This window comes from Nonomuraea sp. NPDC048881 (assembly GCF_040649795.1).
In the GTDB taxonomy this organism is placed as follows: domain Bacteria; phylum Actinomycetota; class Actinomycetes; order Streptosporangiales; family Streptosporangiaceae; genus Nonomuraea.
In genome coordinates this window covers 536904-551531 of record NZ_JBEZGC010000004.1, presented here as the reverse complement: position 1 = coordinate 551531, position 14628 = coordinate 536904, and the positions used below count along the sequence as shown (strand labels likewise).

Genomic DNA, 14628 nt, shown 5'->3' with positions numbered 1-14628 from the left:
TTCCCGGGAGAGCCAACAAAGAGGAAAGTTGCCCCAATCGTCCGGCTTCATGCTTGTTCCGGGCTGGGGTTTGAAGGGGCTTCTTGGGGGTGAAGGACTGAGAGGTCCCTCCTAGCCCGTAGGGTGCAGAAACGTGAGAGCTATCCGCCGGTTTACCGTCCGCACCGTCCTGCCCACGGAGCTGGTCGCCCTGGGCGAGCTCGTGCACAATCTCCGCTGGTCCTGGCACCCGGAGACGCTCGACCTCTTCGCCGAGGTCGACGCGGCCCTGTGGGAACAGGTCGGGCACGATCCCGTGGCCCTGCTCGGCGCCGTCACACCGGCCCGGCTCAACGAGCTGGCCGCCGACCGCCGTTTCCTCCGCCGCCTGGCCGACGCAGCTGACGACCTGCGCGAATACATGACATCGCCGCGCTGGTACCAGACGCTGCCCGACGTCGCACGCGCCATCGCCTACTTCTCCCCGGAGTACGGCATCGCCGCCGCGATGCCCCAGTACTCGGGCGGTCTCGGCATCCTCGCCGGCGACCACCTCAAGGCGGCCAGCGACCTGGGCGTGCCGATCCTCGCGGTCGGCCTGCTCTATCGCCACGGCTACTTCACCCAGTCGCTGTCGCCCGAGGGCTGGCAGCTTGAGCACTATCCGGCGCTCGACGCCGGCGGGCTGCCGCTGACCCTGCTGAAGGACGGCGACGAACCCGTCAAGATCCGTCTCGGCCTGCCCGAGGGCCGCGTCCTGCACGCCCAGGTCTGGGTGGCGCAGGTGGGCCGGGTGCCGCTGCTGCTGCTCGACTCCGACGTGGCCGACAACGACACCGCCGCCCGCGACGTCACCGACCGCCTCTACGGCGGCGGCACCGACCACCGGCTCATGCAGGAGCTGCTGCTGGGCGTGGGCGGCGTACGCGCCATCAGGGCCTACTGCCGCATCACCGGCCACGCCGAGCCCGAGGTCTTCCACACCAACGAGGGCCACGCCGGCTTCCTCGGCCTGGAGCGCATCCGCGAGCTGACCGAGTCGCGCATGTCGTTCGACGAGGCCCTGGAGGCCGTCCGCGCCGGCACGGTGTTCACCACGCACACGCCGGTGCCCGCCGGCATCGACCGGTTCCCCTGCGACCTGATCGAACGCCACTTCGGCGGCGACTCCGCCTGGCCGACCGTGCCCGTCGAGCGCATCCTGGCCCTGGGCGCCGAGGCCGAGCCCGGCCGCTTCAACATGGCCGTCATGGGCATGCGCCTGGCCCAGCGCGTCAACGGCGTCTCCGAGCTGCACGGCGCGGTCAGCCGGGAGATGTTCAAGGACCTGTGGCCCGGCTTCGACCTCGACGAGGTGCCGATCGGCTCGATCACCAACGGCGTGCACGCGCCCACGTGGGTCGGGCGCGAGTTCATGGAGCTGGCGGGCCGCGAGCTGCCCTCGCTGATCGAGCGAGCCCGCGGCTGGGAGGGCATCCAGAAGATCTCCGACCGGGAGATCTGGGAGATCCGCGGCAAGCTGCGCAGGCGGCTGGTCGAGGGCGCGCGCGAGCGGCTGCGCAGGTCGTGGCGCGAGCGCGGCGCCTCGGTCGCCGAGCTGGGCTGGATCGACGAGGCGCTCGACCCCGACGTGCTGACGATCGGCTTCGCCCGGCGGGTGCCGTCGTACAAGCGGCTCACGCTCATGCTGCGCGACCCCAGGCGGCTGGCCCGGCTGCTGCTCGACCCGGACAAGCCGGTGCAGATCGTGATCGCCGGGAAGGCGCATCCGGCCGACGAGGGCGGCAAGAAGCTGATCCAGCAGATCGTCAAGTTCGCCGACCAGCACAACGTGCGCCACCGCATCGTCTTCCTGCCCGACTACGACATGACGCTCGGCCAGCTCATGGTCCAGGGCTGCGACGTGTGGCTGAACAACCCGCTGCGGCCGCTGGAGGCGTCCGGCACCTCGGGCATGAAGTCGGCGCTGAACGGCGGGCTCAACCTGTCGATCCGCGACGGCTGGTGGGACGAGTGGTACGACGGCACCAACGGCTGGGCCATCCCCACCGCCGACGGCGTCAGCGACCCCGACCGGCGCGACGAGCTGGAGGCCGGCGCCCTGTACGACCTGATCGAGCACGAGGTGTCCGACCGCTTCTACGACCGGCCGTTCGACGAGCTGCCGCGCAGGTGGATGGAGATGGTCAAGCACACCCTGGCCTCGCTCGGGCCCAAGGTGCTGGCCGGACGCATGCTCCGCGACTACGTCGTCGACCTCTACACCCCGGCCGCCAAGTCGGCCCGCGCGCTGTCGGCCGACAACTACGCCGCGGCCAAGGCGTTCGCGGCCTGGCGGGTGCGCGTCACGCGGGCCTGGCCGGGCGTGCGGGTCGAGCACGTCGAGGCGTCCGGCGTGGGCGACGCCCCGGAGGTGGGCGCCTCGGTCGAGCTGCGGGCCACGATCGCGCTCGGCGACCTGGAGCCGGGAGACGTGCTGGTCGAGGCCGCGTACGGCAAGGTCGGGCCGCACGACGAGCTGGTCCGGCCGCGGTACGCGCGGCTGGCCCTGGAGTCGCTGGAGGACGACGGCCACGCCCACTTCACGGGCCGGGTGCCGCTCGATCGTACGGGGGCCTTCGGATACACCGTCCGGGTTGTCCCGCATCACCCGTTCGCTGCCACTCCGGCGGAACTGGGGCTGATCGCCGTCCCGGAGGAGCCGGTGGGAATGACGAACGGTACCTTGCGCTGATATATCCGGACGAGGTCGGCCCGGTGGTCGGGCGGTGCATAATCAGGACCGTGGACGACAGCGGGAACGGCCTGCGGGCCGACAATCTGGTGGCCACGGTCCGCGGTGTCCTGCCGTCCCTGACGCCTGCCGCGCAGACCGTCGCCCGGCTCATCCTGGAGAATCCGGCGACGGTCGCGCGCAGCACCATCACGGAGCTGTCGGCCGCCTCCGGCACCAGCGAGGCCACCATCGTGCGCACCGCGCGGCTGCTCGGCTTCGCCGGATATCCCCAGCTCAGGCTGGCTCTGGCGGCGGCGGCCGCGCAGCCCGACCGGCTCGTGCCCGGCGACCTGGCGCCCGACGACCCGCTGTCGGAGGTCATCCAGAAGGTGGCCAGGGCCGAGTCGGAGGCCATCAACGACACCGTCGCCCAGCTCACCAGCGAGCGCCTGGGCCTGGTCGTCGACGCGATCGTGGGGGCCAGGCGCATCGACGCCTACGGCGTGGGCGCCTCGGGATTAGTCGCCGAGGACGTCGCCCAGAAGCTGCTGCGCATCGGCCTGTCCAGCCACGCCTTCCAGGACGCCCACCTGGCCCTGACCAGTGCCGTCCTGCTGAAGGCGGGCGACGTGGCGATCGGCATCAGCACGTCGGGGGAGACCCCCGACGTGATCGAGCCGCTGCGCCGGGCGGGCGAGGCGGGGGCCACCACGGTGGCCGTCACCAACAACCCGCGCTCGACGATCGCGGAGCTGGCCGAGCACGTGCTGATCTCGGCCGGGCGCGAGACGGAGTTCCGTCCCGGCGCCCTGGCCAGCAGGATCAGCCAGCTCCTCGTCGTCGACTGCGTGTTCGTCGGCGTCGCCCAGCGCACGTTCGACTCCTCTCAGGAGGCGCTCGCGAGCACCAGGCGCGCCGTCAAGGAGTTCACCCGGAGAACGACACCTGCACGTCGTCAGCCTTGACGTACATCACGCGGTGCCCGAACTGGATCTCCAGGTACTTCGTCTTGCCCTTGACCACCGTGTGGTCGGCCAGGTTGAACGTGACCGCCCGGTAGTACTCGGTGGCGGCCGGCCCGGCCAGCGTGTACTTCTCGCCCGCCGAGAACGTGTACTGCAGCGGCGTCACCGCCTGGTATGGAATGCCGGCCGGGTACGCCTCCTGCTCCGGGTAGGCCCGCCCGAACACCGGCACGGTCGCCCTGCCCGGCTTCGGCGTGACGACGAGCCCCATCGACGGGATCGCGGTCGGGGCGCTCGCCGGGTTGTGGAACCACGCCTTCTGGCCGAGGTACCAGATCGCCGTCCACTCGCCCTGGCGGTCGGCGACGGCGAAGCGCTGGCCGGTGCTGGCCCTGGCGCTGTGGTCGTACACGCTGTAGAGCGAGCCGCCGGTCGGGTGCTTGCCGATGTCCTTGATCAGCGGGGCGTCGTCGCGCGGCTCGGTGCGCAGCCACACGGTGCCGGCGCTGAGCGGCGGGCAGGCCGCCTCGGGGTTCTTGCGGTCGCAGCCGTAGAAGTAGGGCTTGTTGGTGGCGAAGTCCGGCTTGATCATGACTGAGCCGGCCTGCGGCCCGCCGAACTGGTGCAGCGGCGCGCCCATGAGCTGGAAGTAGTGCGCCCAGTCCCAGAACGGCCCCGGATCCTCGTGCATGCCGCGGACCGTGCTCGGGATCGTGCCGGGGACGTTGTCGTGGCCCAGGATGTGGGCGCGGTCGAGCGGCACGCCGTGCTTGAGCGCCAGGTAGCGGACGAGCCGGGCCGACGAGCGGTACATCGCCTCGGTGTACCAGGTGCTGCCCTCGGCCAGGAAGCCTTCGTGCTCGATGCCGATGGACTTGGCGTTGATGTACCAGTTGCCGGCCTGCCAGCCGACGTCCTTGGTCTTGATGTGCTGGGCGATGTGCCCGTCACTGGAACGGACCGAGTAGTGCCAGCTCGCGCCGTAGTTCGGGTCCTGGTTGAGCTTGATCGACGGGAGGAAGTAGCCCTCCATGTCGTGGATGATGATGTAGTCGACCTTCTGGCTGACCGGCCGGTTGGCCAGGTCGTAGTGGCCGTAGTCGTCCGGCGGGAGCTCCTGGTAGGCCGAGGGGATCCACTCGCAGGAGATCGAGGCCGGGCACTCGACGCCGTCGCGCCGCGCGGGCCGCAGGCCGAGCTTCTCCAGCCACTTCTCGATCTTCTCCAGGTCCGGGACCTTGGGCAGGGTGACCTTCTGCCCGTCGTCCGTGGTGCGCTCGGCGCCCTCCTGGATGGTGGCGTAGACCTCGTCGGCGAAGAACTTGGCCGCGTCGGCCTCGTCGGCGCCGGAGTACTTGGCGACGGCGCCGTACCATTCGCCGGGGTTGGCGCTCAGGGGCGCGCCGAGGCTCTTCTGGTAGTCGGCGAGCAGCGCCGCGCCGCCGCGGATGTTGGCCGCGTCGTCGGTGCGCAGCCGCTCGTGGCTCTCGCCGGTGAGCTGCGCGGCGCGTTCCATCGTGCGCAGCGAGGCGGGGATCTCCGCCGGGGCGGGCGTCGCCGTGGGCGCGAGCGGCCTGCTCTCGTCGCCGCGGGCGTCCTCCTCGCCCTCTCCGTGGTGGTTCGAGCCGGTGTACGCGGCCGCGTCGGTCAGGTGCATCGGGCCGAACCCGGCGTCGCTCGACGGCTGGCCCGCGTGGGCGTCCCAGCGCGACTCCAGGTACGAGACGCCGAGCAGCACGCTCTGGGGGACCTTGAACTCGTCGGCCGCCGCGGCGAACGCCTGCTGCCGGTCGGCGGGCTCTTCGGCGTTGGCCGAGGGCACTTGGGTTAAGGGCAAGAAGGCGACGACGGCGATCGCCAGCGCTCTGCGCATGAACCGCTCCTTGACTGGGGGGCGTGGTGCGCGTTCAGCGTCTCAACATTTTCCTTCTCTGGCGAGAACTTTGCGAAGATATTTTTCATCCCTTAACGGACCGCCGGGCCGGCTCCGGCGGCCCGTTCCCGAGGACTAGCAGGTGACGGGCTGGGTAGGCGGGCCTGCGAGGAGAGGGGGAGTTGTCATGCCTCGACCCGGAAGTCACTCCTACGACAACGAGCGCCGCCGGCTGCGCAAGCAACTGGACCGGCAGGGGATGAGCGAGCAGGAGCTCAAGAAGCGCGTGGCCAGGAAACTCCAGTCGGACCCGGACAAGAGCCCGCGCAAGGTGGGCGGCGACCGCGCCGAAGGACCCAAGTCCGAACGGCCCCGCCGGGGGGAGCGCTGAGGCCCTGATGATCGGCATCATCGACCGCGTCGGCGTCCAGGACCTGCTCGCGACGCGCGACGCCCAGCTCGCCGAGGTGCTGCCCGAGCGCGAGTACGCCTGGGCGCACCTGCCCGGCGCTGTGCACCTGCCGCTCGGCTCGCTCGACCGGCTGGCCGACGACCTGCTGGACCGGTCGCGCCCGGTCGTCGTCTACTGCCACGACTGGCTCTGCGACCTGAGCCCGCGCGCCGCCCACCGGCTGGCCCGGCTGGGCTTCGCCGACGTGCACGACTACGGCCTGGGCAAGATGGACTGGCTGTCGGCCGACCTGCCGTACGAGGGGGAGGCCGTCCTGGTGGGCTCGGGCGCCCGGCGCGACCCGGTCACGGCTGACCTGGAGGACCCGCTGGAGGAGCTCAGCGAACGCATCGTCGCCGACCCGGCCGGGCTCGCGGTCGTGGTGGACCGGGACGAGGTGGTGCAGGGCGTCATCGGGTCGCGCGAGCTCAAGGGCGCCGACCTGACCGGCACCGCCGAGGCCGCCATGAACACCGGCGTCACCACCGTACGGCCCAGCGAGCAGCTCGACGCCCTGGCCACCCGCATGGAGGGCGCGAACGTCGACCACGTCGTCGTCACCCGTGCCGACGGCACCCTGGTCGGCCTCTACGGGCTCGGTGACCTGCGCGAACCCGGCTGGGAATCCGATCTCGGATAGCGGACGGGATTTGGAGCCGTCACCCGGCGTCTGCTAGCGTCAACAGCATGTCAGTGATCAGCCGATTTTGGCGCTATGTGGCGGCTCCGGGTGGAGCCGAAGGTCACATGCGCTGACTTACTGATCACCCGGAGCCCAAAGGCAGAGACGTCCCGTCTCTGCCTTTCGTCGTTCAGGCGGACGGCTCCGGGGGCCACGGATGTGGGCCGTACCGCCTTCGAACTTCCATCGAAAGCGGAGGACCAGCCCATGACCACGACCAGCGACCTGCGCATCACCTCGTTCGAACCCCTGCCCACGCCCCGCGAGCTCATCGGTGAACAGCCGCTCGGCCCGGAGCGCGAGGCGCTGGTGGCGGCGAGCAGGAACGCCGTGCGCGACGTGCTCGCCGGCGACGACGACCGCCTGCTGCTCATCGTCGGCCCGTGCTCGGTGCACGACCCGGAGGCCGCGCTCGACTACGCCCGCCGCCTGGCCGCCGCCACCCGCGACCTCGGCGACGCCCTGTGCGTGGTCATGCGGGTGTACTTCGAGAAGCCGCGTACCACCATCGGCTGGAAGGGCCTGATCAACGACCCGGACATCGACGGCGGCCACGACGTCCAGCGCGGGCTGCGCCTGGCCAGGACGGTGCTGCTCGACGTGCTCGACACCGGGCTGCCGGTGGGCTGCGAGTTCCTTGAGCCCACCAGCCCGCAGTACATCGCCGACGCCGTCACCTGGGGCGCGATCGGCGCGCGCACGCCCGAGAGCCAGGTGCACCGCCAGCTCACCTCCGGCCTGTCCATGCCGGTCGGCTTCAAGAACGCCACCGACGGCGACGTGCAGGTGGCCATCGACGGCGTGAACGCCGCCGCGCACCCGCAGGTGTTCTTCGGCATCGACGACGAGGGCCGGGCCGCGGTCGTCTCGACCACCGGCAACCCCGACTGCCACGTCATCCTGCGCGGCGGGCGCACCGGCCCCAACTACGACCCCCAGTCCATCGGCGACGCGCTCGCGCTGCTGGCCAAGGCCGGGCTGCCGGAGCGGCTGATCATCGACGCCAGCCACGGCAACAGCGGCAAGGACCACGTACGGCAGGCGGCCGTGGTGCGCGAGGTGGCCGGACGCCTGGCGGCGGGCGAGAAGGGCATCGCGGGGCTGATGGTGGAGAGCTTCCTGGTGCCTGGACGGCAGGAGCCCGGCCCGGCCGAGGGCCTGACGTACGGGCAGAGCATCACCGACGCCTGCGTGGGCTGGGAGGAGACCGAGCGCCTGCTGGCCGAGCTGGCCGACGCCGTGCGCGCCGGCCGCGCCGCCGGCTGACGGCCTCCCGGCGGCCCCGAGGTGACGGGCGGGCCGCCGGAGGCCCGGCAGGGCCGGTCAGGTGCGGCGGTCCAGCCGGAACGTCGGATGCCCCGGCGTGCCCGGCTGGGCGTCCAGCGACTTGTCGTCGAGGATGGGCGCGGCGTCCTCGGCCACGAAGACGCGCACGTCCCCCTGCTCGATGACCTGGTCCCCGGCGTACGGCGTGCTCGCCAGCGACACCTCCAAGGCGCCCGCCTCGTCCGGCTTGGCGGCGATCCGCAGGCCGGCGTGCGCGGGCACGTCCTCGCCGACCATCAGGTCACGGATCGCGACCACGGCGTTGTCAGTCAAAGTCAGCACGATGCGCTCCTTCTCGCTGGAGACCCCCCGCCTCCCCCGCGACCAGGGCGGCAAACGCGCCGGGCCGGGATGAGCGCCCGCCATGGGGGTAGCGGAGCGTCATGGCTGACAAGGACGCTGAGAAGGACGCCGACAAGGACGCCGACAAGGACAGGGGCGTGCTGGACGCCCTGCTCGAACAGTGCGGCCAGACGTTCGCCGCGGAGGCGGGCATCCGGCTCGCCGACCGGCCGCGGCCGCTGTACCAGCTCCTCGTGCTGGCCACGCTGCTCAGCGCGCGCATCTCGTCCGGGGTGGCGGTGGCGGCGGCGCGCGAGCTGTTCGCCGCCGGGTACCGCACGCCGCGGGACATGGCGCGGGCGAGCTGGCAGGACCGCGTGGACGCCCTCGGCCGCGGCCACTACCGGCGTTACGACGAACGCACCTCGACCATGCTCGGCAGGGGCGCCGAGCTGCTGCTCGACCGCTGGAAGGGCGACCTGCGCAGGTTGCGCGACGAGGCCGGGGGCGACCCCGGGCGCATCGGCGAGCTGCTCCGGGAGTTCCCCGGCATCGGCCCGACCGGCGCCGACATCTTCCTGCGCGAGGTCCAGGGCGTGTGGCCGCAGGTCGCGCCGCACCTGGACGGCCGGGTCCTGGACGGCGCGGCCCGGCTCGGCCTGCCCCGCCAGGAACGCGGCCTGGCCCGCCTGGCCGGCTCCGGCGACGAGCTGGCCCGCCTGTCGGCGGCGCTGGTCCGCGTGTCGACCAGCAAGAAGGCCGCCGACGAGGTGAGGTCGGCCGCGGCGGGGTGAACGACAAGGCGGGCGACGAGGTGGGCCGCGGGGGTGAGCGGGAGCGCTCTGTTAGGTTCGGCTCATGGGTGAGTTTGTGAGCGTCGAGGTGGCCGACCAGATCGCCACGATCCGTCTTGACCGTCCGAAGATGAACGCGCTCAACGTTCAGACGCAGCGGGAGCTCGTCGAGGCGGCGCTTCAGGTCGATGCCGACGACCAGGTGCAGGCGGTGATCCTCTACGGCGGCGAGCGCGTCTTCGCCGCCGGCGTGGACGTCAAGGAGATGGCCGACATGTCCTATGCCGACATGTCCACCCACTCCCGCACGCTCCAGGCGTGCTTCACCACGGTGGCCCGCATCGGCAAGCCGGTCATCGCCGCCGTCACCGGCTACGCCCTGGGCGGCGGCTGCGAGCTGGCCCTGTGCGCCGACTTCCGGGTGGCCGGCGAGTCGGCCCGGCTCGGCCAGCCGGAGATCCTGCTCGGGCTCATCCCGGGCGCGGGCGGCACGCAGCGCCTGCCCCGGCTCGTCGGCCCGTCCCGCGCCAAGGATCTGATCTTCACCGGCCGGCACGTCCCCGCCGCCGAGGCCCTGGCCATCGGGCTGGTCGACCGGGTGGTGCCGGACGAGCAGGTCTACACGGCGGCCCTGGAGTGGGCGGCCACGTTCGTCGGCGGCCCGGCCGTGGCGCTGCGCGCCGCCAAGCAGGCCGTCGACCAGGGCGCCGAGGTCGACCTCGACTCCGGCCTGGAGATCGAGCGTCTGCACTTCTCCGGCCTGTTCGCCACCGACGACGCCAGGATCGGCATGCGGGCCTTCGCGGAGAAGGCCAAGGCCAAGTTCACCGGACGGTGACCGCCCGGCCGCCATACGAATGCGACCCTTTGGAATAGGCCGTCCAAGGGGAAGCGGGTTTGCCAGTATGGTGGCGTTTCATGATGCGCGTCCCGGTCCCCGCCCGGCTGCGTAAAGCCGTGCGTTCGTGGTTCGACTCCCGTTACATCTCCGTCGCCGACCACCGGCAGGACATCCGGGACGCGCTCTGGGAGGTCCAGACCCTGCGCAGGGAGATGGCCACGTTGCAGGGCGAGGTCGAGCGGCTGCGGAACGCCCGCCCGCCGGCCGGACCGGTGATCGACAAGGCCAGGGTCGACGACACGCACCGGCTGGCGCAGGAGACCGCGCAGGCCCTCGACGGCGTGCTCCAGAACGAGGTGCTCGTCTGGCAGGCCATCGACGACCTGCGGGCCCGCGTCCCGGAGGGGGGCCGGCCGTGCGCGTGACCTGGTCCGGCACCGAGCTGACCTTCCGTCTCGACCCGGAGGACGAGATCACCGGCAGGGCGGCCGACGACCATCCCGTCAAGCTGGCCACCAACTCCTGCTCGATCGGCGGCGTGCCCGCCGACGCCCACCCCGACCTGTTCGCCGTGGCCGCCTGGACGATCGTGGCGCCCTGGACCAGGCGGCGGATCACGTTCGACCGGGCCGTCTCCGCCGAGGTGGCCGCGGCCCTGCACGACGGGTGGGGCATCGAGGCCGGGCCGGTCGGGGCCGAGCCGCGCCGGGCCGGGGACCGGCTCGCCCTCTCCTACAGCGGCGGCGCGGACTCCGTGGCCGCGGCGGCCATCCATCCGTCGGCGCCGTTCGTGCACTTCCGGCGGGTGCCGCATCCGCGGGTGCCCAACCGGTGGCCGCACTACCGCTCCGACGTGCTGGCCAAGCTGGCCGAGCGGACCGGCCGCGAGCTCACCACCGTCACCTCCGACCTGGAGTTCACGCTCGCCGAGCCGCGTCCCGGTTATCCGGAGCACCACGCCGTCGCGGCGGGGGCGCTCCTGCTGGCCGACCGGATGAACCTCGGTGGCCTGGGCTTCGGCTATGAACTCGGTTCACGCTGGCTCGGCGGTGACCGTTACTTGTTGCGGTTCACGCCTGACAACCCCATGTGGGCGCCGCACGGCGCGTGGGGCCGGTTGTTCGCCGCCGCGGGCGTGCACATCGTGCTCCCGGTCGGCGGGGTGAGTGAGGCCGTCACCATGCGGCTGGCCCTGAACTCCGAGCTCAAGGACCAGGTGCGCTGGTGCCTGCGCGGCACCGACGGCCCCTGCCGCACCTGCGGCAAGTGCCTGTACAAGGAGCTCATCCAGGCCGCCGTCGAGCGCCGTCCCCTGGACACGCCCCTCACCGCCGACCGTCCCGTGGCCCGCAAGTGGCTGCGGCCGCCCCCCTTCGGGGGCCAGGAGATGATCGAGTACGGCCTCGCCCGGATCCCCGGCGTCGAACGGTCCCTGTTCGCCAAGGCCCTCGACCACTTCGAGGCCACCGAGGAGTCCACGAGCTGGCTCGACCACTGCTACCCGCCGGCGATCGAGGAGATCCCCGAGCCGTGGCGGACGGAGGCGGCCGCCTTCCTGACCTCCCAGGTCGGCCTCATGACCGAGGCCGAGGTACGGAGGGTGGAGACGTGGGGCGCGTGACCGTCCGCGGGACGGATCCGGCGAAGTGCGAGGAGTTGACTGCGTGAAGGTTTACCTGTCGGTGGACATGGAGGGCGTGACGGGGCTGACCGACCCCGAGGAGATGCACGCCGGCAAACGCGGCTACGACCGCGGCTGCGAGCTGATGACCGCCGACGCCAATGCCGCCGTCGAGGGAGCGTTCGCCGCGGGGGCCGGCTCGGTGCTGGTCAACGACGCCCACGGGTCCACCAAGAACCTGCGGATCGACCTCCTGGACCCGCGGGCGACCCTGATCCGGGGGCCGGGCAAGGCCCAGCGCATGGCCCAGGGGCTCGACGGCACGTTCCAGGCCGCGTGTTTCGTGGGTTACCACGCCAGGGCCGGCGTCCAGCACGGCGTGCTCAACCACACGTGGATGGGCAAGGAGATCCAGAACGTCTACCTCAACGGCGAGCTGTGCGGCGAGACCCGGCTGGTCGCGGCGTGCGCGGGCTTCCACGGCGTGCCGGTCGTGCTGGTGACCGGGGACGAGGCCGTCGGCGAAGAGGCGCGCGAGCTGCTCGGCGACGTCGAGACGGTCGCGGTGAAGAAGGGCATCGACAAGTTCTCGGCCGAGTTGCTGCCGCCGAGCGTCGCCCAGGCGAAGATCCGTGAGGCCGCCGCTCGCGCGCTGTCCCGGTTGAGCGACTTCACGCCATATCGGGTGGAGGCGCCGTACACGCTGGGGGTGGAGTGGAACTCGACCGCCATCGCGGCGGCGGTGGCCCTGGTGCCCGGCGTGAAGACGGCCGGCTCACGGCACACCGAGTTCACCACCGACGACTTCCGCCAGATCATGGCGCTGCTCGGGATCTTCGCCACCATCGGCGGCCAGGTGGCCTGCGGCAGCGGGCCGTACGGCTGAGATGTCGGTAACTGCTGACTCAGGGAGCGGGTGACGGTGGAAGGCGCGGCGCTGACCCGGCGGGGGCTGCTCGTCGGGATCGGAGCGGTGGGTGGCGCGGGCGCCATGTACGCCGCCATGGGCGCGCTCGGGCTCGCCCCCTCGGAGCAGGACAAGGAGTTCGCCGCGCCGCGCCCCGGCGACTTCTCCCTGCGCGGCAAGGGCGCGGCCAAGGTGGTGATCCTCGGCGCGGGCGTGGCGGGGCTGACCGCCGCGTACGAGCTGGGCAAGGCCGGCTACGACTGCACCCTGCTCGAAGCCAGGGGCAGGGCCGGCGGCCGGAACCTGACGCTGCGCGGCGGCGACCGCCTGACCGAGCTGAACGGCCCGGCCCAGGACGTCAGGCTGGGCGAGGGCGTCTACTTCAACGCCGGGCCCGGCCGCATCGCCCCCTGGATGGTCACTCTCGACTACTGCAGGGAGCTGGGCGTCCCGATCGAGACGTTCGTCAACAACAACGCCGCGGCCTACGTCCACACCAACGGTAGGACCGTGCGGGCCCGCACGGCCCGAGCCGACATGTACGGATATGTCGCGGAATTGCTGGCCAAGGCCACAAATATCGGCGCGCTCGACAAGGCGATCACCGCCGACGACCGGCAGCGCCTGCTGGAGTTCCTCCGCCGGTTCGGCGACCTGGGCCCCAAGCTCGACTACGAGGGCTCACCCCGGCGCGGCTTCACCAAGTACCCGGCGCTCGACGGCGGCACCCCCGTCCCGCCCCCCGGCACCCTCCACGACGTGCTGGCCGCCGCCACCGGCCGCGCCATCACCAACGACTTCGGCTACGACATGGCCACCCCCATGTTCCAGCCGGTCGGCGGCATGGACGCGATCGTCACGAAGCTGACCGAGGCCGTAGGGGCCGACCGGATCAGGACCGGCGCCAAGGTCACCGGGATCACGACCCTGGACGACGGCGTCGAGGTGACGTACGACGGCGGCAGCGTCAAGGCCGACTACTGCATCGCCACCCTCCCCCCGCACCTCCTCGCCAAGATCCCGCACAACCTCGGAGCGCAGGTCACCAGCGCCCTGAGCACCCCCATCCCGGTCGCCGCCGGCAAGATCGGCCTGGAGTACGGCAGGCGCTGGTGGGAGCTGGAGGACCGCATCTACGGCGGCGTCACCGAGACCGACCTGGACATCACCCACATCTGGTACCCCTCCCACGGCTACCACTCCGAACGCGGCCTGATCGTCGGCTACTACAACACCGAGCAGAACGCCGAGCTGTACGGCTCCCTCACCCCCGAGGACAGAAGGCGGAAGGCCCTCACCCAGGGCAGGAAGATCCACGGCGACAAGTACCGCCAGAACCTCCTGTCCAGCGTCTCGATCGCCTGGCACCGCCAGGAGCACATCCAGGGAGGCTGGATGTACTGGCCGTCCTTTGATTCGTCCTTCACTCTTCTGCAACGCCCCGCCGGAAGGGTCTACTTCGCGGGTGACTGGCTCACCCACTTGATCGCCTGGCAGGCAGGCGCCATGGAGTCGGCCCGCAGCGCCGTCACCCTGCTGCACCGGCGGGTGCTGCAGTCCACGTGACGTCGCACGCCACTTCCTCGACCGGCATAGGGTCGGTCAAGGAAGAGCGATCGAGGAGACGAGGATGACGTTGCACTGGGTGCCCGCGACCGGCCGCGCCGACCTGCTGGCCGATCCGGTGGCGTTCGCCGTGCCGGGCGTCGAGGGCGCCGAGGTGACGGAGATCGACCCCGACCTGGCCGACACGGCCGCGTTCTGCGAGCGCTACGGTGTACGGCTCGACGAGTCGGCCAACTGCGTGGTCGTGGCCGCCAAGCGGGGCGGCGAGACGCGTTACGCCGCCTGCATGGTGCTCGCGACGATGCGCGTCGACGTCAACGGCGCGGTGCGCAAACACCTCGACGCCCGCAAGGCGAGCTTCGCGCCGATGGCCGACGCGGTCGAGCTGACCGGCATGGAGTACGGCGGCATCACCCCGCTCGGGCTGCCCGGCGACTGGCCCGTCCTGGTCGACGTGCACGTCGCCGAACATCCCAGAGTGGTGATCGGCAGCGGCCTGCGCAGGTCGAAGCTCGCCGTGCCGGGCGCCGCGCTGGCCGGGCTGAAGGGCGCCGAGGTCCTGTCCCTGACGACCTGAAGGCCCCGAAGCCGAACTGAAGCCAATTCGAGACCGTTGGATGGGAAA

Annotated in this window: 14 protein-coding genes; 12 read left to right on the top strand and 2 right to left on the bottom strand. The window is 71.6% G+C overall.

Translation table 11 applies throughout. The features are described 5' to 3' along the window. Positions 1–133: 133 nt before the first annotated feature. Both glgP and AB0C33_RS17695 read left to right on the top strand, forming a co-directional pair. Entirely contained in the window at positions 134–2713 is a 2580-nt protein-coding gene (glgP, locus tag AB0C33_RS17700) for an alpha-glucan family phosphorylase (RefSeq protein ID WP_358288744.1), read from the top strand. Positions 2714–2763: 50 nt separating this feature from the next. Next, positions 2764–3660 carry a MurR/RpiR family transcriptional regulator gene (locus AB0C33_RS17695; RefSeq protein WP_352352251.1) on the top strand — a complete coding sequence of 299 codons (897 nt, stop codon included), beginning with the start codon at positions 2764–2766 and terminating at the stop codon, positions 3658–3660. Here AB0C33_RS17695 and AB0C33_RS17690 read toward each other — a convergent pair. After that, positions 3623–5533, bottom strand: coding sequence for a peptidoglycan recognition family protein (locus tag AB0C33_RS17690; protein ID WP_358288741.1), 1911 nt, complete (start codon positions 5531–5533; stop codon positions 3623–3625). The two genes, AB0C33_RS17695 and AB0C33_RS17690, sit on opposite strands and share 38 nt — an antisense overlap. Positions 5534–5720: 187 nt before the next feature. Between AB0C33_RS17690 and AB0C33_RS17685 the strand changes: the two genes are divergently transcribed. From AB0C33_RS17685 to AB0C33_RS17675, 3 genes are all read left to right on the top strand, one after another. After that, entirely contained in the window at positions 5721–5924 is a 204-nt protein-coding gene (locus AB0C33_RS17685) for a hypothetical protein (RefSeq protein ID WP_352322071.1), read from the top strand. A gap of 7 nt (positions 5925–5931) precedes the next feature. Beyond that, on the top strand, positions 5932–6624 hold the full coding sequence (locus AB0C33_RS17680) for a CBS domain-containing protein (protein WP_358288738.1): 693 nt from the start codon (positions 5932–5934) through the stop codon (positions 6622–6624). A gap of 249 nt (positions 6625–6873) precedes the next feature. Next, positions 6874–7932 (top strand): 3-deoxy-7-phosphoheptulonate synthase, encoded by a 1059-nt coding sequence (locus tag AB0C33_RS17675; RefSeq protein WP_358288735.1) that lies wholly within the window; start codon positions 6874–6876, stop codon positions 7930–7932. A gap of 57 nt (positions 7933–7989) precedes the next feature. Here AB0C33_RS17675 and AB0C33_RS17670 read toward each other — a convergent pair whose 3' ends face one another. Then, positions 7990–8274: a Fe-S cluster assembly protein HesB gene (locus AB0C33_RS17670; protein WP_352328823.1), complete on the bottom strand. Its 285-nt coding sequence runs from the start codon at positions 8272–8274 to the stop codon at positions 7990–7992. 101 nt (positions 8275–8375) lie between these two features. Here AB0C33_RS17670 and AB0C33_RS17665 point away from each other — a divergent pair, with 101 nt between their 5' ends. From AB0C33_RS17665 to AB0C33_RS17635, 7 genes are all read left to right on the top strand, one after another. Next, entirely contained in the window at positions 8376–9068 is a 693-nt protein-coding gene (locus tag AB0C33_RS17665) for an endonuclease (RefSeq protein ID WP_358288732.1), read from the top strand. A 64-nt stretch (positions 9069–9132) separates the two neighbouring features. Next, positions 9133–9906, top strand: a complete 774-nt coding sequence (locus AB0C33_RS17660) for an enoyl-CoA hydratase-related protein (RefSeq protein WP_358003064.1) — start codon at positions 9133–9135, stop codon at positions 9904–9906. An 80-nt stretch (positions 9907–9986) separates the two neighbouring features. Further along, positions 9987–10334 carry a hypothetical protein gene (locus AB0C33_RS17655; protein ID WP_358288730.1) on the top strand — a complete coding sequence of 116 codons (348 nt, stop codon included), beginning with the start codon at positions 9987–9989 and terminating at the stop codon, positions 10332–10334. Further along, positions 10325–11530 (top strand): DUF6395 domain-containing protein, encoded by a 1206-nt coding sequence (locus AB0C33_RS17650; RefSeq protein WP_358288727.1) that lies wholly within the window; start codon positions 10325–10327, stop codon positions 11528–11530. Before AB0C33_RS17655 ends, AB0C33_RS17650 begins: the two co-directional genes overlap by 10 nt. Before the next feature lie 43 nt (positions 11531–11573). Beyond that, positions 11574–12416, top strand: a complete 843-nt coding sequence (locus AB0C33_RS17645) for a M55 family metallopeptidase (protein WP_358288724.1) — start codon at positions 11574–11576, stop codon at positions 12414–12416. Positions 12417–12446: 30 nt separating this feature from the next. Beyond that, positions 12447–14003, top strand: a complete 1557-nt coding sequence (locus tag AB0C33_RS17640) for a flavin monoamine oxidase family protein (protein ID WP_358288721.1) — start codon at positions 12447–12449, stop codon at positions 14001–14003. Positions 14004–14067: 64 nt separating this feature from the next. Continuing rightward, positions 14068–14580 carry a YbaK/EbsC family protein gene (locus AB0C33_RS17635; RefSeq protein ID WP_358288718.1) on the top strand — a complete coding sequence of 171 codons (513 nt, stop codon included), beginning with the start codon at positions 14068–14070 and terminating at the stop codon, positions 14578–14580. The last annotated feature ends 48 nt before the right edge of the window (positions 14581–14628 follow it).